The following is a 19,113-nucleotide window of genomic DNA, read 5'->3' as shown; positions in this document are numbered from 1 at the left end:
CTCGCCCGCCGTCCTGAGAGCGGAAGATTTCTAGCGCATCCGGCTTGCGCAGGCCATGCAGCAAAAGATCTCACTGGCCCATGATCAGATCGAGCAGGGTGGTGCGCCGCGGCTGGACGGAAGAGGTCGACTGCGGCCCTCCGACATCGCCGGGCGGCACCATGCCGTCGTAGCCGGAACCGCCGCCTTCGGCAATGTCGCCTGGAGGAACCGGCCCGTTGCCCGAGGTCGCGCTCGGTTGCCGGACAGGCGCCTGCGGATAGCGGTTTGCATTGTCGTCGCCGCCGAAGACGCCGGAAATAATGCCGCCGATCGTCGAAGGCGGCGCCTCGGCCGTCATCGGTTGCCCGTTGGCCGGCTGCCCATCGCCGGGTGCTGCCTGCGCCATCGGCTGGCCATTGTTCGGATCGGCGATCAACTGGCCGTTGCCGAACAGTGGCGCCGGCGAAAGACCCTTATGGGCGGCGATCATGAATTCCTTCCAGGCTTTGGCCGGAAGACCGCCGCCGGTCACCTTCTTCATCGGCTTGCCGTCGTCATTGCCGAACCAGACGCCGGTGGTGAGGTTGCTGGTGAAGCCGACGAAAAGCGCGTCGCGCGAATTCTGCGTCGTGCCGGTCTTTCCCGCTGCCTGCCAGCCGGGGATCTTGGCGCTCTTGCCGGTGCCGTTCTCAATGACGCCCATCATCATCGTGTCCATCTGGGCAGCGATCTGCTCGGACAGCACGCGCGGCGGGCTGTCATAGGTATTTTCGTAGAGAACCTTGCCCTCGGCTGTCGTTACCCGGCGGATGACGTGCGGGGTCGCCTTGTAGCCGCCATTCATGAAGGCGGCATAGGAGGCGGTGAGTTCCATCAGCGACACCTCTGAGGTGCCGAGCGCGATCGAGGCGTTCGGCTGCAGTTCGCTTTCGATGCCGAGCCGGTGGGCAAGCTTGATCACCTGATCCGGCCCGTCATACATCACCAGCTGGGCGGCCACCGTGTTCAGCGACTTGGCGAGTGCGGTCGCCAGCGTCACCTCGCCATTGTATTTCTTCTCGTAATTTTCAGGCGTCCAGTCGCCGATGCGGATCGGCGCGTCGTTGAACACCGAAAAGGGCGTCAGTCCCTTTTCGAGTGCGGCGGCATAGACGAAGGGCTTGAACGAGGAGCCCGGCTGGCGTTTGGCCTTGACGGCGCGGTTGAACTGGCTCGTCGCATAATCCCTGCCGCCGACGAGCGCCCGGATTGCCCCGGTGCCGTCGATCGAGACGAGCGCCGCCTGCGAGGCGTCGAGCTTTCCGCCCTCCTTGTCGAGCACGTCGACCAGCGATTGCTCGGCCTTCTTTTCCAGCGACTTGTCGATGGTCGTATCGACGATGACGTCTTCCTTGACGTCGCCGATCAGGCCCGGCAGCTCGTCCATCACCATGTCGGCGACATAGTGCCCGGCGCCCGACCAATAGCTCTTGGCCGAAGCCGGGGTCTGCGACATCGCGGTCTTGACTTCGGAATCGGTGATGAAACCCTGTTCGCGCATTGCCGCAAGCACGAGCTGGGCGCGCGCATTGGCGGCATCGGGGTCGCGGGCCGGCGAAAGCCGCGACGGCGCCTTGAGCAGGCCGGCCAGCACCGCGGCCTCGCCGAGGTTCACGTCGCGCGCCGATTTGTTGAAATAGCGGCGCGACGCCGCCTCGACGCCATAGGCGTTCGATCCGAAGAACACCCGGTTGAGATACATGGCAAGGATCTGGTCCTTGGTGTATTTCTGCTCCAGCCAGAGCGAGAGCAGCACCTCCTGCACCTTGCGTTCCAGCGTCCTTTCGGGCGACAGGAAGAGGTTCTTGGCGAGCTGCTGCGTCAACGTCGAACCGCCCTGCACCATGTGGCCGGCCGTGAAGTTGGTCACGATCGCCCGGCCGAGGCCGAGCGGGTCGACGCCGAAATGCGAATAGAAACGCCGATCCTCGATGGCGATGACGGCTTCCGGAATGTAGGGCGACATGTTTTCGAGCGACAGCGCCTCGCCGCCGGTGGCGCCGCGATTGGCGATGACGCTGCCGTCGACGGCGGTGATCTTGACGTTCGGCGGCCGTTCCGGGATCGCCCATGTGCTGGCGCTCGGCATGCGCGAGCCATAATAGACGACAAGCCCGGCAATGCCGATGCCGGCCCAGATGAACAGCACGACGCACCAGTAGATCACCCGGCGCAGGAAGCCGAAAAGCCCGCCGCCTTCGCGCTCCCGCGGCTCGCGCCGCCGCCGCGGGGCGCGGCGCTCCGGCGGCTTGGAGCCGCCGCGCCGCGCGGATCGGCTCCCGACGACGCGGTCATCGGCATCGAGCGAAAATTCGTCATCGTCGCGTGCCGTACGGCCGCTGAAGGACGGTTCTATTCTGTCGCTTGATCTGCCTCTGCCTGCCATCGCCGACCGGTCACACCCCATGTTCGATCGCGAAGCGCAACTTCGCACAACGGCACTTTGCAGGCGCCGTCACCCGACTGAACTGTAAATGCGGCGATTTAACGGGGTGTTAATGATGGAAAGGAGGCACGTCGGGTGCGCTCAGAACTGGCGGGCCTCGTAATCCTCGAGCGTTTCCGGGTCCTGCTTATATTCCCATGCGCCCAGATGAAAGCGGCGCCAGATCTGGCCGGAAGGGTTGAGGCTTGCTCCATCGATCAGTCGCACAGGAAGGAGTGGGTTGTGTTTGTGCCAGACGGTAACATCCATGGCGGCTGCCCGAGCGCCGAAAAGCCTTGGGAAAGCCAGGTAGTCTTGCGTCATCAGGGTCCAGCCTCGAACGGGTCAAAATCGATCCGCAACGTCTCGAAAGTGCAACAAAGCATCCCGCAGCACAAGGGCATCACGATGCCTTCACATCAAATTGTCGGGGATCTCCGGGAGAGGCGAGGAGGCTGGCTGAAGATGCGTTGCGCCGACATGCGCGAGCCGCTGTCGGCACCCCGCCGCACATCTTCTGTCGGTCGGTGGAACCAATAGGCTCCGCGTTGGTTTAGGATGAAGCGGGACAGCCCCTCACGTCCCGCGCCCGGATCGGCCGTCTCCCCTCAACACGCGCCGATCAACATCAGGCCCGGTGCATCCCCTCATGGGAGCGCCGGGCTTTTTCTTGACTGCCCGCCGGTGGCCGGGCAAGCCGAAAGGGACGGCGCCGCCGCCGCCCCTTCCTATCTCATTGGTCGCAGGAGGGGTCGCCGGGCCGGCAATCGAAATTCCTGCGATCGGGTCTGCGATCCCCCTCTCTCCGGTCGCCGCGTCGATTGCCGTCGCGGCCGTCCTGGTCGCCATTTCGGTTGCGCCAGTCTCTGTCGCGATCCCGATCGCGCCAATCTCGGTCGCCGTCGCGGTTGCGATCCCCGTCGCGCCAGTTCCGATCGCGATCCCGCCCATCCCGATCATTATCGCGATTTCTGTCACGATCCCGATTGTCGCGGTCGCGATAATAGTAGTCCGGGCCGCGGCTCCAGCGGTCGCGCTCACGATAGAAATCGCGGTTGCGGTAGTAACGATCCCAGTAGTTGTCGACGCTGAAGCGGATGACCGGAATGCCGAGCGGACGGTAATATTGCGGACCGACATAGATGCGGCGCTGCTGATAGAGCGCCTGCACATATTGGCCGGAAACCCAGCCGCGGCCGCCATAGAACTCCACGTCGCACCAGTTGAGATCGGAAAGGCAGCCACGGATCTCGACGGAAGAGCCGGCGGGTATGACCGCGACGGCGGGATAGCGGGTGCTCGGACCCGCGCGCATGTTGACGTTCGCCGTCGAATAGCCTTCGGCAGCCTGCGCGATCACAGGTGTCAGCATGAACAGGCCGGCCACGGCGATTTTAGCAAACAGTTTTTTCACGTTTTCTCACTCCTCGTAGGCGCATTTGGGCAGCGCCCGGCTGCACTTGCCTGGCATCTTCAGTCTGAAAACGAAAAGGTCGAGCGACCGCCCGCACTTGCGAGAGCGTTATCATTCACCTTGTCTTTCAATGACTTATATGCGACCCGCGATGAACGCAGCTTGAACGCGGAAATGGCTGGCAATACCTTGAGGCCGTGCAATGCTTCCGATAACCCGGCGATCCCGCGCGCCGTTAACGATCCGTTAACCTTTCGGAGGCAGTCTCATTGCAATACCCGCTTCTCCTTGACCACGGATGAACTGGCATTGAGCGAGCGGATGACGAAAGGCCGGTTTCAACCGGCCTTTTTGTTACTACGATCTGGCACGCCGTTTCGTTCAGGCGGCAAGAGCCTGAAGAATCCGCACCCAGGAGCGGATACCCTTGTGGTAGGAGACAAGCTCGTATTTCTCGTTCGGCGAATGGATGCGGTCATCGCTGAGGCCGAAGCCGACGAGCAGCGATTCCATGCCGAGCATTTTCTGGAAATCCCCGACGATCGGGATCGACCCGCCCATGCCGATGACGATGGCGGGTTTCGGCCACTCGTCGGAGAGCGCACCCTTCGCCTTGGTCAGAACCGGTGAATCATAGGAGAGGTGGATCGCCGGCGAGCCGCCATGCGGATGGAACTCGACCGAGCAGTCGGCCGGAATCTTCGAACGCATATAGGCGCGGAAGACCTCGCGGATGGCGGCCGGATCCTGCGTGCCGACAAGCCGGAACGAGATCTTCGCCGAAGCCTTGGCGGCGATCACCGTCTTGAAGCCTTCACCGGTATATCCGCCCCAGATGCCGTTGATTTCGGCGGTCGGCCGCGCCCAGGTGAGTTCCAGCACCGAGCGGCCCTTTTCGCCTGAGGGAATGGAAAGGCCGACTTCGCCGAGGAACGTCTCGGCGGTCTTCCCGAGCGTCTCCCATGAGGCCTTGATGTTCTCAGGGGTTTCCTCGACGCCATTGTAGAAGCCGTCGAGCGTGATGCGGCCCGTCTCGTCATGCAGGCCGGCGAGAGCCTCGACGAGGATGTGGATCGGATTGGCCGCAGCGCCCCCGAAGAGACCGGAATGCAGGTCGCGGTCGGCGGCCGTCACGGTGACTTCCTCCCCGACAAGGCCGCGCAGCGCGGCGGCGATCGCCGGCGTGTCGCGGTCCCACATGCCGGTATCGCAGACCAGCGCATAATCAGCCTTGAGCTCGGCGGCATTGGCTTCGAGGAAGGGCTTCAGCGACGGCGAGCCGGATTCTTCCTCGCCTTCGAAGAGGATGGTGACGCGGCAGGGAAGCGCGCCGTTGATCTCCTTATAGGCGCGGCAGGCCTCGAGGAAAGTCATCAACTGGCCCTTGTCGTCGGAGGTGCCGCGACCGGTCAGGATCTTGCGGCCGTCGCCGACATCCTTGATCGTCGGCTCGAAGGGATCGTTTTCCCAAAGCTCGATCGGGTCGACCGGCTGAACGTCGTAATGGCCGTAGAACAGAACGTGCGGCGCGCCGGTGGACGCGCCGGCATGATGGGCGACGACCATCGGATGGCCGGGCGTGTCGCGAACGGAGGCTTCGAAGCCGAGCGTTTCGAGATAGCTGACGAGCCATTCGGCAGCCTTGCGGCATTCGGCTTTGTAGGCGGGATCGGTGGAAATCGACTGGATGCGCAGCAGTTCGAACAGCTTTTCGAGGCTCGATGAAAGATTCTGGTCCGCACGCGAAAGAACCGGTTGTATGTCGGCCATTTTCGACTCCTTTTCGAAATTTGGCGGGACGATAGACCAATCCAGGAAAGCAGGCGAGGCGGAAAAAGCAAAAATCAGCAGGGTGCAAAGCGGCGGAAACGACATGGATGGAGTCTCGTGGAGGGGCGCCTCATGATAATAAAGAAAAATCTAATTCAATTTACAGTTAATTAGCACAACCTAAATAGCATCGGCCGAAAATCAGCTGTTCGGGGGGCGCGCGCAGATGTTTTCGGTCATTGCATGTATTCGCGACAATCACGACTGGCGCCTGGTCATTGTAGCGGCCGCGGTCTGCCTGGTTGGCGCCATGGCGGCGATGCTGCTGCTTTCCCGGGCCCAGGAGTGCGACGCCGGGCAGCGCAAGCTCTGGATCGGCGCGTCGGGCTTTGCTTTCGGCACCGGCGTATGGGCAACGCATTTCATCGCCATGCTTGCTTATGATGGCGGCACGCCGATCAGCTACGCGCTCGACCTGACGCTGCTTTCCTTTTTGCTGTCGGTCGCGGGCTCATGGGTGGCGATCTTCGCCGCCTCGCAACGTGACGGACGGTTTTCCCGTATCCGCGGCGGAGTCCTGATGGCGCTCGGCATCGCCTCCATGCACCTGACCGGCATGCAGGCGATCGAAACACAGGCGGTCATCCTCTACGATCCCGTCATGACACTGACGGCGGTCGTCGCCGGAATGCTTCTGTCGAGCGCCGCCTTCCATATCTTTTTCAATCTGAAAGGCATGAGGCGTCTCTTCAGCTCATCGCTGGTCTTCGTCCTCGCCATCTGCACCCTTCACTTCATCTCGATGGGCAGCATTACCCTCGTGCCGGACCCCGGCAAGGAGGTTCCCACATTGGTGCTCGACACCAGGGTGCTCGCCGCGATCGTCGTGGTGGCGGCAACGGCTCTTATCCTGGTCGTCCTTGCCGTGGTCTTCGTCCAAAGCCATCTGACCGATCTGCGCGGACTTGCCAATGCCTCGCAGGAGGGGCTGCTGATCCTGCGCGAGGGCCGGATCATCGATGTCAACGAGCGGTTCCAGGCCTTGTCGGGCTGGAAGCTTGCCGATCTCTCGGGCAAGGCGCCCTCGGATGTGCTGACGGTCGTTCAGGGATCCCGGGAGAACAGGCCGGGCGAGACGCTGCTGAACACCCGCGCCGGCAGAGAGATTGCCGTGGAAGCAAACTCCAGCAGGATCGTTTATCGCGGCCGCAATTGCGAGGTGCTGGCGGTGCGCGATCTCACCGAGCGCAAGCAGGCCGAGGAGATGATCGAGCATCTCGCCCATCACGACGTGCTCACCGATCTGCCGAACAGGTCGCTGTTCGACACACGCATCCGGCAGGCGCTGCAGGTGGCGGAACGCAAGAACACCGAGGTTGCGCTGTTCTGTCTCGACCTCGACCGGTTCAAGGCCGTCAATGATATTTTCGGCCACGCCGAAGGCGACCGCATTCTCCGCAAGGTTGCCGCTATCCTGCGCCGGGTGGCCGGTGAGAGCGATACGATCGCCCGGCTCGGCGGCGACGAATTCGCCATCATCCAGTCCGCCGGGCAGCAGCCGGCATCGGCGCAAAAGCTTGCGGATGATATCATCGACGAATTCGCGGCCGAAATGGACACGGCCCGTGACCCCACGGCCGTCGGCGTCAGCCTCGGCATCGCGCTCTATCCAAGGGACGGGCGCACGGCCGAAGAACTCTGCAACAACGCCGATACCGCGCTCTACCGCGTCAAGCATGATGGCCGCGGCAGGGCCTGTTTCTTCGATGCGGAAATGGACGAAGCGGCGCGCAACCGCCGCCAGATCGAAAGCGACCTGCGCCACGCGATCATCCGCAACCAACTCCATGTCAGTTATCAGCCGATCCTCAACGCGCAGAACGGCGAGATCGGCGGCTACGAGGCCTTGATGCGCTGGCACCGGCCGGGCCACGGCATGACCGAGCCCGACATTTTTATCCCGATCGCCGAGGAAAGCGGATCGATCGTCCAGCTCGGCGAATGGATATTGCAGCAGGCCTGCAGGGAGGCCGCGCGCTGGCCGCAGCCGCTGAGGATTGCGGTCAATGTCTCGCCGGTGCAGTTCATGCTGCCCAACCTGTGCGAACGGGTCGAGGCTATTCTCGCCGAGACGGGGCTCGCAGCCGATCGGCTGGAGCTTGAGATCACCGAGACAGCCCTGATCCGCGACCGCGACCGGGTGATTGCAACGCTGCAGCGCCTGCGTAAGTTGGGGGTGCACATCGTCATGGACGATTTCGGCACCGGCTACTCCTCGCTGTCGAATCTGCGCTCGTTTCCCTTCGACAAAATCAAGGTCGACCGCAGCTTCACCGGCGTGCTGGAGCATGATGCGGCGGCGCGATCGATCGTGCGCGCTATCATCGGTCTCGGCCACAGCCTCGGCATGCCCGTCGTCACCGAGGGCGTGGAAACGGAAATGCAGCGCCGGATCGTCGTCGAGGAAGGCTGCGCGCAGGTGCAGGGCCTGTTGCTCGGCAAGCCGGATATCGAGCCGAGCATGAAGCCGGCCGTTCGCACAAGCATCCTGCCGGAGCAGGCCGGAACCGGCATGCCGCCGCGACAGCGCACACGCCTCGTCAGCGAATAATCTTGGGCGAATGATCCCGCTCAGAGCGCCTTGGCGTTTTCCAGAAGCCGGCGGATATATTCGAGCGTCAACTCGCGCTCGAAAACCCGAAAACCTTTAAACAGCGCAAGGTCGGCCTCGCGGGCGGTTTCGATCGCCTCGGCCTCCATGGCGCGGGCCTTCGGTGTCAGGAAGAGCAGTTGCGCGCGCTTGTCGGATGGATGCGGCCGGCGCTCGATCAGCCCGTCGCGGACCATGCGCGACAGCGTGTTGGCCATGGTCGCCTGTTCGATATCGACCCGCTCGAGAAGCTGTTTCTGGGTCAGCCCGTCCTCGGCCCATAATTCCAGCAGAATGGGAAACTGGCCCGGAGAAAAACCGAGCCCGACCGCGCGCTGGTGCAGCGAGCGGGCAAAACCCTTCGCCAGCTGGCTGGCAAGGTAAGCTCCCGAATCCATGCGGTTAAATCCCATGATTGCAAGTTAGGCTCAAAACCATCCCGGAGACAATGCAGCAAATCGCATGCGATACTTCAAAATATGCGAGGGGCGACGATAATTTCGAGGGCCTGGAAAAACAAAAGTCGCCATGGCCTGGAGGTTGGCCATGGCGACCTTAAAGTGGGGACAAAGGCCCGGAGAGGGGGATAAGGCCTTTGTCCAAGCCTGACGCGGCGGGGGACAAGCCGGTGATCAGACCCGCGGCGCGATCAAGCGCCGGTGACATGGATTTGTGCCTGAGAATGTGGTTTTTCAAGGGAGGGCGATCGTTACAAATCGGTAACAGTTTGGTGAGCAGAATCTTCCGCGCCGCCCGCCGAACTTTATATGGACCTCGTCCCGTGCCCGCGCTATCCATGCACCCATGAAAAAAGGCGATCACCTCTTCCTAGTCGACGGTTCCGGTTTCATCTTCCGGGCGTTTCATGCACTGCCACCGCTGACCCGCAAGACCGACGGCCTGCCGATCGGCGCCGTTTCCGGTTTCTGCAACATGCTGTGGAAGCTGTTGAGGGATGCGCGCAACACCGATGTCGGCGTGACCCCGACACATCTTGCCGTCATCTTCGATTATTCCGCCAAGACATTCCGCAAGGATCTCTACGACGCCTATAAGGCGAACCGCTCCGCCCCGCCGGAAGAGCTCGTTCCCCAGTTCGGCCTGATCCGCGAGGCGACCCGCGCCTTCAACCTGCCCTGCATCGAGACCGAAGGTTTCGAGGCCGACGATATCATCGCCACCTATGCCCGCCTGGCCGAGGCATCGGGCGCCGATGTCACCATCGTCTCATCGGACAAGGACCTGATGCAGCTCGTCAGCCCGAATGTCCATATGTATGACAGCATGAAGGACAAGCAGATCGGCATTCCCGATGTCATCGAGAAATGGGGCGTGCCGCCGGAAAAGATGATCGACCTGCAGGCGATGACCGGCGATTCCGTCGACAATGTTCCCGGCATTCCCGGCATCGGCCCGAAGACCGCCGCCCAGCTGCTCGAGGAATACGGCGATCTCGACACGCTGCTCGACCGCGCCACCGAGATCAAGCAGGTCAAGCGTCGCGAGACGATCCTTGCCAATATCGATATGGCCAGGCTCTCGCGCGACCTCGTGCGGCTGCGCACCGATGTGCCGCTCGACCTCGATCTCGACGCGCTGGTGCTGGAGCCGCAGAACGGCCCGAAGCTGATCGGCTTCCTGAAGACGATGGAATTCACGACGCTGACGCGTCGCGTCGCCGAAGTCTGCGATTGCGATGCCAACGCCATCGAACCGGCGATCGTCAACATCGAATGGGGCAAGGCTGCCCATGGCCCCGATCTCGACGCGGCCGAACCGGCCCCTGTTGCCGGCGGCATCCCCGAGGTCTCGGGCGAATCGGTGCCGGTGCCGCCGCGCGCGAAGGCCAAGGCTTCAGTCGAAGGCGCCTTTTCGCCCGCCGATCTGGCCAAGGCGCGGGCCGAAGCCTTTGCGACGCTGCCCTTCGATCATTCGGCCTATGTGACGATCCGGGATCTCGCCACGCTCGACCGGTGGATCGCCGATGCACGCGATACCGGCCTCGTTGCTTTCGACACAGAGACGACGTCGCTGGATGCGATGCAGGCCGAGCTTGTCGGCTTCTCGCTGGCGATCGCCGACAATACGGCCGATCCCACCGGCACGAAGATCCGCGCCGCCTATATACCGCTCGCCCACAAGAACGGCGTCGGCGATCTGCTCGGCGGCGGCCTTGCCGACAACCAGATCCCCATGCGCGATGCCTTGCCGCGGCTGAAGGCCCTGCTGGAGGACGGCGCGGTTCTCAAGGTCGCGCAGAACCTCAAATACGACTACCTGCTGATGCAGCGCTACGGCATCGAGACCAGGAGTTTCGACGACACGATGCTGATCTCCTACGTGCTCGACGCCGGCACCGGCGCCCATGGCATGGACCCGCTCTCGGAAAAATTTCTTGGCCATACGCCGATCCCCTACAAGGATGTGGCGGGCAGCGGCAAGGCGAACGTCACCTTCGATCTCGTCGATATCGACCGCGCCACCCATTATGCCGCCGAAGATGCCGACGTGACGCTGCGGCTCTGGCTGGTGCTGAAGCCGCGGCTGGCGGCGGCAGGGCTGACCAGCGTCTATGAACGGCTGGAGCGGCCGCTGCTGCCGGTGCTGGCGCGCATGGAAGCGCGGGGGATCACCGTCGACCGGCAGATCCTGTCGCGCCTGTCCGGTGAGCTGGCCCAGGGTGCCGCGCGCCTGGAAGACGAGATCTATGTGCTGGCCGGCGAGCGGTTCAATATCGGCTCGCCGAAGCAGCTCGGCGATATCCTGTTCGGCAAGATGGGCCTTGCCGGCGGCAGCAAGACGAAGACCGGCCAATGGTCCACCTCCGCGCAGGTACTCGAGGATCTCGCCGCCGCCGGGTTCGAGCTGCCGCGCAAGATCGTCGACTGGCGCCAGCTCACCAAGCTGAAATCGACCTACACCGACGCGCTCCCCGGCTATGTGCACGCGGAGACCAAGCGGGTCCATACTTCCTATTCGCTGGCATCGACGACGACCGGACGCCTGTCCTCCTCCGAGCCGAACCTGCAGAACATTCCGGTGCGCACCGCCGAAGGCCGCAAGATCCGCACCGCCTTCATCTCGACGCCGGGCCACAAGCTGATCTCCGCCGACTACAGCCAGATCGAACTGCGCGTGCTTGCCCATGTGGCCGAGATCCCGCAGCTGACCAAGGCCTTCGAGGATGGCGTCGACATCCATGCCATGACCGCGTCGGAAATGTTCGGCGTGCCCGTCGAAGGCATGCCGGGCGAGGTGCGCCGCCGCGCCAAGGCGATCAATTTCGGCATCATCTACGGCATCTCGGCCTTCGGCCTTGCCAACCAGCTGTCGATCGAGCGTTCGGAAGCCGGCGACTACATCAAGAAGTATTTCGAGCGTTTCCCCGGAATCCGCGACTATATGGAAAGCCGCAAGGCCATGGCGCGCGACAAGGGCTATGTCGAAACCATCTTTGGCCGGCGAATCAACTACCCCGAAATCCGCTCTTCCAACCCGTCGGTGCGCGCCTTCAACGAGCGCGCCGCGATCAACGCGCCGATCCAGGGGTCGGCCGCCGACGTCATCCGCCGGGCGATGATCAGGATGGAGCCGGCGCTCGCCGAAGCCGGCCTTGCCGAGCGCGTCCGCATGCTGCTGCAGGTGCATGACGAGCTCATTTTCGAGGTCGAGAACGAGGACGTCGAAAAGGCGATGCCCATCATCGTCTCGGTCATGGAAAACGCCACCATGCCGGCGCTCGAAATGCGCGTGCCGCTGAGGGTCGATGCGCGCGCTGCCAGCAATTGGGACGAGGCGCATTAGCCCCGTCTCCACAAAATCGGCAAAGATTTTTCCGTTTAATTCAACTCACTGAAATCGCAGCGGTTTAGCGGAGGGAGCCGTATCGGAACGATACGGCGGGAAGGAACTTATTAACCTTCCTTTTCTATCCCGGTAGGGTCGTAATTTGTTAGGCATGAGTGAGTAGCGGACGCATGCGTTTTCCCAGAACCAATTTGACGGACGCCGGGGACTTTTCCAGCGGGATTGAAACGGAACTTCCGGCGGTAGAGCCGGGAGAAAAGCCGGCGGCGCCGATCTGGCAGAGCAATTTTTCCCTCGCGCCGAACGTCCGTTTCACCCGCACGCCGGAAACGCTGATCAGCAGGCGCCGCGCGCCGGAAGAACCCGTCCGCGATGATTCGCAGATTGAACAGCAGGCGATACGGATCGAGCCGGTCGCCGTCGATGTGCCCTTCGATATCTATCTGCCGGAGCCGGACGAACTTCCCGCAGCACCTGACAGGATCGAACTGCAGCCGTCACCCGTTCCCGACGAGCCGGCCGCGCCTGCTTTCCGCGCCACCGCCGAGCTTTCCTCCATTTCCGATTTCGCCTTCTGGGAAGTCATGGCCTTCGAAGAGGCCGAACCGGTTCGCGCGCCTGCCGTGATCTCGTTCCCCAAGGCCGAGACTGCGCCCGAATCGATCACGTCGCTGTTCCGCATCATGGAATGGCGCCCCGGCCGGCCTCCCGTTCCCATCGCCTCCCGCCCGGTTCCGCCGGCCGCTGCGACCCCCGCAAAGCCCGCCCCGCGCCCTCCGGCCGCCATATCCCTGGAACGGCCGAGGCGCCTGCCCGTCGAGATCCCTGTTGTGCCGGCCCCTCCGCCTGTACCGACCTCGCCGATTGCGCCCGCGCCTCAGGCGGCGCCTGCTCTTCACGTGACGCCCGCTCTTCATGTCGCCCCAGCCCCTCAGGCCGCCCCGGTGCCCCAGCGCACGCCGCCTGTCGCCGCGGTTCTGCCGTCGCCGCGCCTGGCGGCAAGGCCGGAAAGGATCGACGCCTCCGGTTATGAATTCCCGCCGCGTGCCCTGCTGCAGGAGCCGCCGGAACGGCTCGGCGAGATCATGTCGCAGGAGACGCTGGAGCAGAATGCCGGGCTTCTGGAAAGTGTGCTCGAGGATTTCGGCATCAAGGGCGAGATCATCCATGTCCGCCCCGGCCCGGTCGTCACCCTTTATGAATTCGAGCCGGCGCCGGGCGTGAAATCGTCGCGCGTCATCGGCCTGGCCGACGATATCGCCCGCTCGATGTCGGCGCTGTCGGCCCGTGTCGCCGTCGTGCCCGGCCGCAACGTCATCGGCATCGAACTGCCGAACGTCACCCGTGAAACCGTCTATTTCCGTGAGATGATCGAGAGCCAGGATTTCGAGAAGAGCGGCTATAAGCTGGCGCTCGGCCTCGGCAAGACCATTGGCGGCGAGCCGGTTATTGCCGAGCTCGCCAAGATGCCGCATCTGCTCGTCGCCGGCACCACCGGCTCCGGCAAGTCGGTGGCCATCAACACGATGATCCTGTCGCTGCTCTACCGCATGACGCCGGAACAGTGCCGACTGATCATGGTCGATCCGAAGATGCTCGAGCTCTCCGTCTATGACGGCATCCCGCATCTCCTGACGCCCGTCGTCACCGATCCGAAGAAGGCGGTGATGGCGCTGAAATGGGCGGTGCGCGAGATGGAGGAGCGTTACCGCAAGATGTCGCGCCTCGGCGTGCGCAATATCGACGGTTACAACGACCGCGTGGCGCAGGCCCGCGACAAGGGCGAGACCATTCATGTCATGGTCCAGGTCGGCTTCGACAAGGGCACCGGCGCCCCGATCGAGGAAAACCAGGCGCTCGACCTGACGCCGATGCCCTATATCGTCGTCATCGTCGACGAAATGGCCGACCTGATGATGGTCGCCGGCAAGGAGATCGAAGGCGCGATCCAGCGTCTGGCGCAGATGGCGCGTGCCGCCGGCATCCATCTGATCATGGCGACGCAGCGTCCGTCGGTCGACGTCATCACCGGCACGATCAAGGCGAACTTCCCGACCCGCATCTCCTTCCAGGTGACCTCGAAGATCGATAGCCGCACCATCCTCGGTGAGCAGGGCGCCGAGCAGCTGCTCGGCCAGGGCGATATGCTGCATATGCAGGGCGGCGGGCGGATTTCCCGCGTCCACGGTCCCTTCGTCTCGGATGCCGAGGTCGAAAAGGTCGTTGCCCATCTGAAGACCCAGGGCCGCCCCGAATATCTCGACACCGTCACCGCTGACGAAGAGGAAGAGCCCGAAGAGGAAGAGGCCGGCGCCGTCTTCGACAAGAGCGCCATGGCCTCCGAGGATGGCAACGAGCTCTACGAGCAGGCGGTGAAAGTCGTCATGCGCGACAAGAAGTGCTCGACCTCCTACATCCAGCGCCGCCTCGGCATCGGCTACAACAGAGCCGCCTCATTGGTCGAGCGCATGGAAAAGGAAGGCCTGGTCGGGCCGGCCAACCATGTCGGCAAGCGCGAGATCGTGTCCGGTCGGGGTGACAGCGAGTAACGGGAGCCGTCGGTTCCCCGAAGGACGAACGGCCCTGGCCTCAGGCCGGGGCCGCAGACCGGGCGGCGCGTTTGTGCACCACCGCGAGCAGGCCTCCGAGAAAGATCGTCCCGACGATAAACAGAAATGCTGCCGCCACGATGGCCGGGCTGATGTTTTCGCGAATCGACGAGAACATCTGGCGCGCCAGCGTCAACTGGTTTGGCCCGGCGACAAACAGCGTCAGCACGACTTCATCCAGCGATGTCGCAAAGGCAAGCACCGCGCCGGAAAGGACGCCGGGCATGGCAAGCGGCAGCGTGACTTTCCAGAAGACTTTTGCTGGAGAAGCCCCGAGGCTCGCGGCCGCACGCTCGGTCCGATAGTCGATGCCCTCAAGCGAGGCGGTGATGCTGACCAGCACAAAAGGCACGGCGACAACCGTATGCGCCACGATGACCGCCGCAAATGTGTTTGGAAATCCGAGGCCGGCAAACAGGATCTGCAGCCCGACGCCGAGCACGACAGCTGGAACGACCATCGGCAGGAGGAATATCGTCCTCAGCGCCGCGGCAAAAACAACGCGCCTGCGCAATGCCAGTGCGGCCAGAATGCCGAGCACGGTGGAAAGCAAGGTCGTCCCCGCTCCGATCAGCAAGCTGTTGACGATCGACCGTCGCCAGGCGTCCTCGGTTGCCAGTTCCGCAAACCAGCGATCCGAAAAAGAAGGAATGGGATAGGCCAGGAAGCTGCTGGAGGTAAATGCGATCGGAAGGATCGCCAAAAGCGGAGCCAGCAGAAAAATGACCGTTGCCGCACCGAACAGAAATTTTAGCAATCGAATTGTCATGTCACGCCCCCGTCGTCTTCATGGATAGCCGGCCATAAAGGCCGTAGAGCACGATCGTCACGGCGAGCAGCACCATACCGAGCGCACCGGCCATGCCCCAATTGGCGGAGCCGGTGGCGTAGAAGGCAATCACCGAACTGATCATCTGGTCCTTCGGCCCGCCGATGAGCGCCGGTGTGATGTAGTAACCGAGCGCTGCCATGAAGACGAGCAGTCCGCCGGAGGCGATGCCGCGGAGCGCCAGGGGCAGCAGGATATGCAGAAAGGCCCGGATCGGCCTCGCGCCGAGAGAGGCTGCCGCCGGCATCAGATTTCGCGGGATTGCGATGAGGACGCTGTAGATCGGCAGAACCATGAACGGCAGCAACACATGCGTCATGGCGATGACGACACCCGTCCGGTTGAAAAGAAGCGGCAAGGGGCTATCGAGAAGGCCGAGCGACACGAGGAGGGAGTTGATGAGCCCCTTGTCCTGAAGGAGGATGTACCATGCCGCGGTGCGCACCAGCAGCGATGTCCACAGGGGCAGCAGCACCGCGGCAAGGAGGAGCTGTCGCCGCCAGCCGCTCGCGGCGGCGGCCAGCATCGCGTAGGGCAGGCCGATGAGACAGGTCGCCAGGGTCACGACGGCGGCCACGGCGAATGTTCTCAGCAGAATCGCCTGATTGGCGGACTCTCCGGCCGGCATCGCCACGATCGCCCCCGACGCGTCATGCTGAAGATCGACGGCGGCAAGCAGGTTGCGATCGGTGTAAGGCTCGGTGGCTTCGGCGATTGCCCGCCAGAAGGCAACGTCGTTCCATCGGGCGTCGATCTCTGCGAGGCTTATCGGCCCGGTGCTGTCTCTCACGGCCGCGACGGTCTTTCGCATCAGTGTGCGGAAGCCCGGCTGGGCGCTGTTCAGTCTTCGAACCACCTCTCCGAGTTTCTGGTCGTCGTCGAGCGATTTCAGGTCGTCGACAAGAGCTGTCCGCATTTCGTCCGAGGGTTCGGAGGTAATGTTCCAGGCCGAGACCGCAGCTGTCGTCCGCGGCAGGTTTTTGCTGACGACCGGATCGGACACCGCCTGTTGCAGGACGGTCAGAAGCGGCCAGATGAAGAAGACACCCAGGAACAAGGTCAGCGGAAAGACGAGGGCAAAGGTGCCGGTGTGTCGACGGAAAGCATTCATGCTGCAATCACCCAGCAGTCTTCAGGCGTGAAGTGCGCCACCACATCGGCTCCGACCGGCCATTCCGCCGATCGCATGTCGGTCCGCACCACGAAGCGGAAGGCATCCTCATCGAGCTGCACCCGCAAATGGTCGCCCTGATAGACGCTATCGAGTATTTTTGCCGGCAGGGCGTTTGCCGCCGCGCCGATGCCGCGAGCCGCCAAGGAAATGCGCTCTGGGCGAACGGAAATATGGACGCGGCTGCCGACGGCCAGCGAATTACTGCCAGGCACGATCACATGCCGTCCATCGGCGATCTCGACCGAGGTGCCGGTCGTGCCCGTTGCCTTGACCGTTCCTTCTATCAGATTGGTTTCGCCGATGAATTCGGCGACGGCGCGTGTCTGCGGGCGGTCGTAGATGTCGCGCGGCGTACCGATCTGCTCGATATTGCCGCGGTTGAAGACCGCAATCCGGTCCGACATGGTCAGCGCCTCGGATTGATCATGGGTCACGAATACCACGGTCAGTTCCAGGCGCTTGTGAAGGGCGCGGATGTCGAGTTGCATCTGTTCGCGCAATTGTTTGTCGAGTGCCCCAAGCGGCTCGTCCATCAGCACCACCGTCGGCTCGAACACCAGGGACCGGGCAAGCGCCACGCGCTGCTGCTGTCCGCCGGAAAGCTGGGCGGGCTTGCGGCCACTCATGGCCGACAGCTGCACCATCTCAAGGGCGCGTTTCACGCGTTCTTCGATCTCGCTGCGACCGACACCGCGCATCCTGAGAGGAAAGGCGATGTTGTCGGCGATCGACATATGCGGAAAGAGCGCATAGTTCTGGAAGACGACACCCATTTCACGCCGATGCGGAGGCAGATGATCGATGCGGCGGCCGTCGAGAAAAATGCCGCCGGCGGTCGGGTTTTCGAATCCCGCCAGCATCATCAGCAAAGTCGTCTTGCCTGAACCCGAAGGTCCCAGAAGGCTGACGAATTCGCCCCTCTCGATGTCGAGCGACAGGTCTTTGACGACCTGATGCAGGCCAAAGGATTTGGAGATTCTTTCAAAGCGTATGCGCGGCGCAGCCATGGCGGCCCTCCGTTCGGATAGTCGGCTCTTGGGCAGACGAAGTGACGAAGATGTGCGGAAGCCCCCACGGGTCGATCGGCAGAAGCGATCCGCGGGGGCGATATTCCGTCCGTTATTGTGCCAGCCAGGCGTCGAATCTCTTGGTCAGCGCTTCCGAATTGTCGATCCAGAAGTCCGTATCAAGGCTGACTGATTCCTGCATGTTGGCCTGGGTGGTGGGCAAGTCGGCCAGCTGGTCCGGCGGCACGCTCTTGCCGGCTTCCTTGTTCGGCAGGCCGTAGGCGATATATTGCGGCAGTTTCGCCTGGTTTTCCGCTTTGCTGGCGAAGGCGATGAAGTCGAAGGCCGCATCCTTGTTTTCGGCGCCCTTCAGAACGACCCAACTATCCACGGCATAGATGCTGCCCGGCCAGACAACTTTGAACTGACGGCCTTCGGAGCGGTTGATGCCGGTGATGCGGCCATTATAGGCACTGGTCATGGCCACTTCGCCGGAAGCCAGCAGTTGCAGCGGCTGGGCGCCAGAGGTCCACCAGACAAGGTGCGGTTTCAACGCGTCAAGCTTGGCGAAGGCGCGGTCGATGCCCTCAGGCGTCGCCAGGACGTCATAAACTTTGTCCGCCGGCACGCCGTCGGCCATCAGCGCGAATTCGAGCGTGTATTTCGGTCCCTTGCGCAGGGCGCGCTTGCCGAGGAATTTCTTCACGTCCCAAAAATCGGCCCAGGACTTGGGGCCATCGGCAATCCTCGCACCATCATAGGCGATGGCGGTCGACCAGACGATGGCGCCGACGCCGCAATCGCTCACCGCGGAAGGCAGAAATGCATCCTTGCCGCCAAGCTTGCTCCAGTCCACCTTCTCGAAAAGTCCGTCGGCGCAGCCGAGCGAGAGTTCGTCGGCTTCGACCTCGACGGCATCCCAGGCGGGATTCCCCGCCTTGACCTTTGCCTGAAGGACGCCGATACCGCCGTCCCAGCCTTCGTCGAGCAGAGGCTTGCCGGTCACCTTGGAGAATGGCTTGAAATAGATCTCCCGCTGCGCATCCTGAAAATTCCCGCCCCAGGACGCGATGGTAAGATCCCGGGTCGCGCCCGGCACCGTGGTGAGCGCCAGCGATAGCAGGCCGAGAGCCGTCATCGTCGAAGTGTTCTTGAATTTCATTCGCGTTCCCCTGTTTGTTGAGCGTCCGTCTGACGCCGGTGACAGCCACGATCCTTGAGATCGTTGGCAATCGCGGCCGCTCGCAAAGGATGGGCAAAGCCGGCGTCTGCAGACTTTACTTGGTGTCGTCTCCGAGGCGGAGCGGCGTGTTGCGGGCAATGCTGGCGGATGTCCGGTAGGGCGGGAAGGCGCTTTTTGTTGACCGCGGTGGACACCTGCATGCACCGCTGCCGACCAGTCTTCTC

At 62.9% G+C, this 19,113-nt stretch carries 12 protein-coding genes; 3 read left to right on the top strand and 9 right to left on the bottom strand.

The genetic code is table 11. From position 1 onward, the window contains the following. Window positions 1-70: 70 nt before the first annotated feature. The 4 genes from QMO80_RS12240 to QMO80_RS12225 all read right to left on the bottom strand — a co-directional run bounded on the left by QMO80_RS12240 (window position 71) and on the right by QMO80_RS12225 (window position 5,630). Window positions 71-2,407, bottom strand: a complete 2,337-nt coding sequence (locus QMO80_RS12240) for a transglycosylase domain-containing protein (RefSeq protein ID WP_283196853.1) — start codon at window positions 2,405-2,407, stop codon at window positions 71-73. A gap of 141 nt (window positions 2,408-2,548) precedes the next feature. Further along, a complete protein-coding gene (locus QMO80_RS12235) occupies window positions 2,549-2,770 on the bottom strand; it encodes a hypothetical protein (RefSeq protein WP_283196852.1) in 222 nt (73 codons plus the stop codon). 409 nt (window positions 2,771-3,179) lie between these two features. Further along, window positions 3,180-3,860 carry an SH3 domain-containing protein gene (locus QMO80_RS12230; protein WP_283196851.1) on the bottom strand — a complete coding sequence of 227 codons (681 nt, stop codon included), beginning with the start codon at window positions 3,858-3,860 and terminating at the stop codon, window positions 3,180-3,182. 381 nt (window positions 3,861-4,241) lie between these two features. Continuing rightward, the gene (locus tag QMO80_RS12225; RefSeq protein WP_283196850.1) at window positions 4,242-5,630 is read right to left on the bottom strand and encodes a dipeptidase; all 1,389 of its coding nucleotides are present in this window, start codon (window positions 5,628-5,630) and stop codon (window positions 4,242-4,244) included. Between the two features lie 226 nt (window positions 5,631-5,856). On the opposite strand from QMO80_RS12225, the gene QMO80_RS12220 reads away from it, so the two are divergent. Next, entirely contained in the window at window positions 5,857-8,241 is a 2,385-nt protein-coding gene (locus QMO80_RS12220; RefSeq protein ID WP_283196849.1) for an EAL domain-containing protein, read from the top strand. 20 nt (window positions 8,242-8,261) lie between these two features. Here QMO80_RS12220 and QMO80_RS12215 read toward each other — a convergent pair whose 3' ends face one another. Next, window positions 8,262-8,678 (bottom strand): MarR family winged helix-turn-helix transcriptional regulator, encoded by a 417-nt coding sequence (locus QMO80_RS12215; RefSeq protein WP_003583451.1) that lies wholly within the window; start codon window positions 8,676-8,678, stop codon window positions 8,262-8,264. Between the two features lie 406 nt (window positions 8,679-9,084). Between QMO80_RS12215 and polA the strand changes: the two genes are divergently transcribed. Together polA and QMO80_RS12205 are read left to right on the top strand one after the other, a co-directional pair. Further along, window positions 9,085-12,084, top strand: a complete 3,000-nt coding sequence (gene polA, locus QMO80_RS12210) for a DNA polymerase I (protein WP_283196848.1) — start codon at window positions 9,085-9,087, stop codon at window positions 12,082-12,084. A 173-nt stretch (window positions 12,085-12,257) separates the two neighbouring features. Continuing rightward, window positions 12,258-14,636, top strand: coding sequence for a DNA translocase FtsK (locus tag QMO80_RS12205; RefSeq protein ID WP_283196847.1), 2,379 nt, complete (start codon window positions 12,258-12,260; stop codon window positions 14,634-14,636). Window positions 14,637-14,676: 40 nt separating this feature from the next. Here QMO80_RS12205 and QMO80_RS12200 read toward each other — a convergent pair whose 3' ends face one another. The 4 genes from QMO80_RS12200 to QMO80_RS12185 form a co-directional block, all read right to left on the bottom strand. Then, complete coding sequence (locus tag QMO80_RS12200) at window positions 14,677-15,465, bottom strand: ABC transporter permease (protein WP_283196846.1); 789 nt, start codon at window positions 15,463-15,465, stop codon at window positions 14,677-14,679. A 1-nt stretch (window position 15,466) separates the two neighbouring features. After that, window positions 15,467-16,636, bottom strand: a complete 1,170-nt coding sequence (locus tag QMO80_RS12195; protein WP_283196845.1) for an ABC transporter permease — start codon at window positions 16,634-16,636, stop codon at window positions 15,467-15,469. Next, the gene (locus QMO80_RS12190) at window positions 16,633-17,706 is read right to left on the bottom strand and encodes an ABC transporter ATP-binding protein (protein ID WP_283196844.1); all 1,074 of its coding nucleotides are present in this window, start codon (window positions 17,704-17,706) and stop codon (window positions 16,633-16,635) included. The genes QMO80_RS12195 and QMO80_RS12190 overlap by 4 nt, the downstream gene beginning before the upstream one ends. A 112-nt stretch (window positions 17,707-17,818) precedes the next feature. Next, window positions 17,819-18,844 (bottom strand): ABC transporter substrate-binding protein, encoded by a 1,026-nt coding sequence (locus QMO80_RS12185; RefSeq protein WP_283200176.1) that lies wholly within the window; start codon window positions 18,842-18,844, stop codon window positions 17,819-17,821. Window positions 18,845-19,113: the final 269 nt, after the last annotated feature.

The organism is Rhizobium sp. BT03 (assembly GCF_030053155.1).
In the GTDB taxonomy this organism is placed as follows: domain Bacteria; phylum Pseudomonadota; class Alphaproteobacteria; order Rhizobiales; family Rhizobiaceae; genus Rhizobium.
This window is presented reverse-complemented; position numbering and strand designations above follow the sequence as displayed.

Bases quoted from the DNA above. Each gene is read 5' to 3' on its own strand.
- QMO80_RS12215 (WP_003583451.1), bottom strand. From the start codon at position 8,678: ATGGATTCGGGAGCTTACCTTGCCAGCCAGCTGGCGAAGGGTTTTGCC.
- QMO80_RS12220 (WP_283196849.1), top strand. From the start codon at position 5,857: ATGTTTTCGGTCATTGCATGTATTCGCGACAATCACGACTGGCGCCTG.
- polA (WP_283196848.1), top strand. From the start codon at position 9,085: ATGAAAAAAGGCGATCACCTCTTCCTAGTCGACGGTTCCGGTTTCATC.
- QMO80_RS12225 (WP_283196850.1), bottom strand. From the start codon at position 5,630: ATGGCCGACATACAACCGGTTCTTTCGCGTGCGGACCAGAATCTTTCA.
- QMO80_RS12235 (WP_283196852.1), bottom strand. From the start codon at position 2,770: ATGACGCAAGACTACCTGGCTTTCCCAAGGCTTTTCGGCGCTCGGGCA.
- QMO80_RS12240 (WP_283196853.1), bottom strand. From the start codon at position 2,407: ATGGCAGGCAGAGGCAGATCAAGCGACAGAATAGAACCGTCCTTCAGC.
- QMO80_RS12185 (WP_283200176.1), bottom strand. From the start codon at position 18,844: ATGACGGCTCTCGGCCTGCTATCGCTGGCGCTCACCACGGTGCCGGGC.
- QMO80_RS12195 (WP_283196845.1), bottom strand. From the start codon at position 16,636: ATGAATGCTTTCCGTCGACACACCGGCACCTTTGCCCTCGTCTTTCCG.
- QMO80_RS12205 (WP_283196847.1), top strand. From the start codon at position 12,258: ATGCGTTTTCCCAGAACCAATTTGACGGACGCCGGGGACTTTTCCAGC.
- QMO80_RS12200 (WP_283196846.1), bottom strand. From the start codon at position 15,465: ATGACAATTCGATTGCTAAAATTTCTGTTCGGTGCGGCAACGGTCATT.
- QMO80_RS12190 (WP_283196844.1), bottom strand. From the start codon at position 17,706: ATGGCTGCGCCGCGCATACGCTTTGAAAGAATCTCCAAATCCTTTGGC.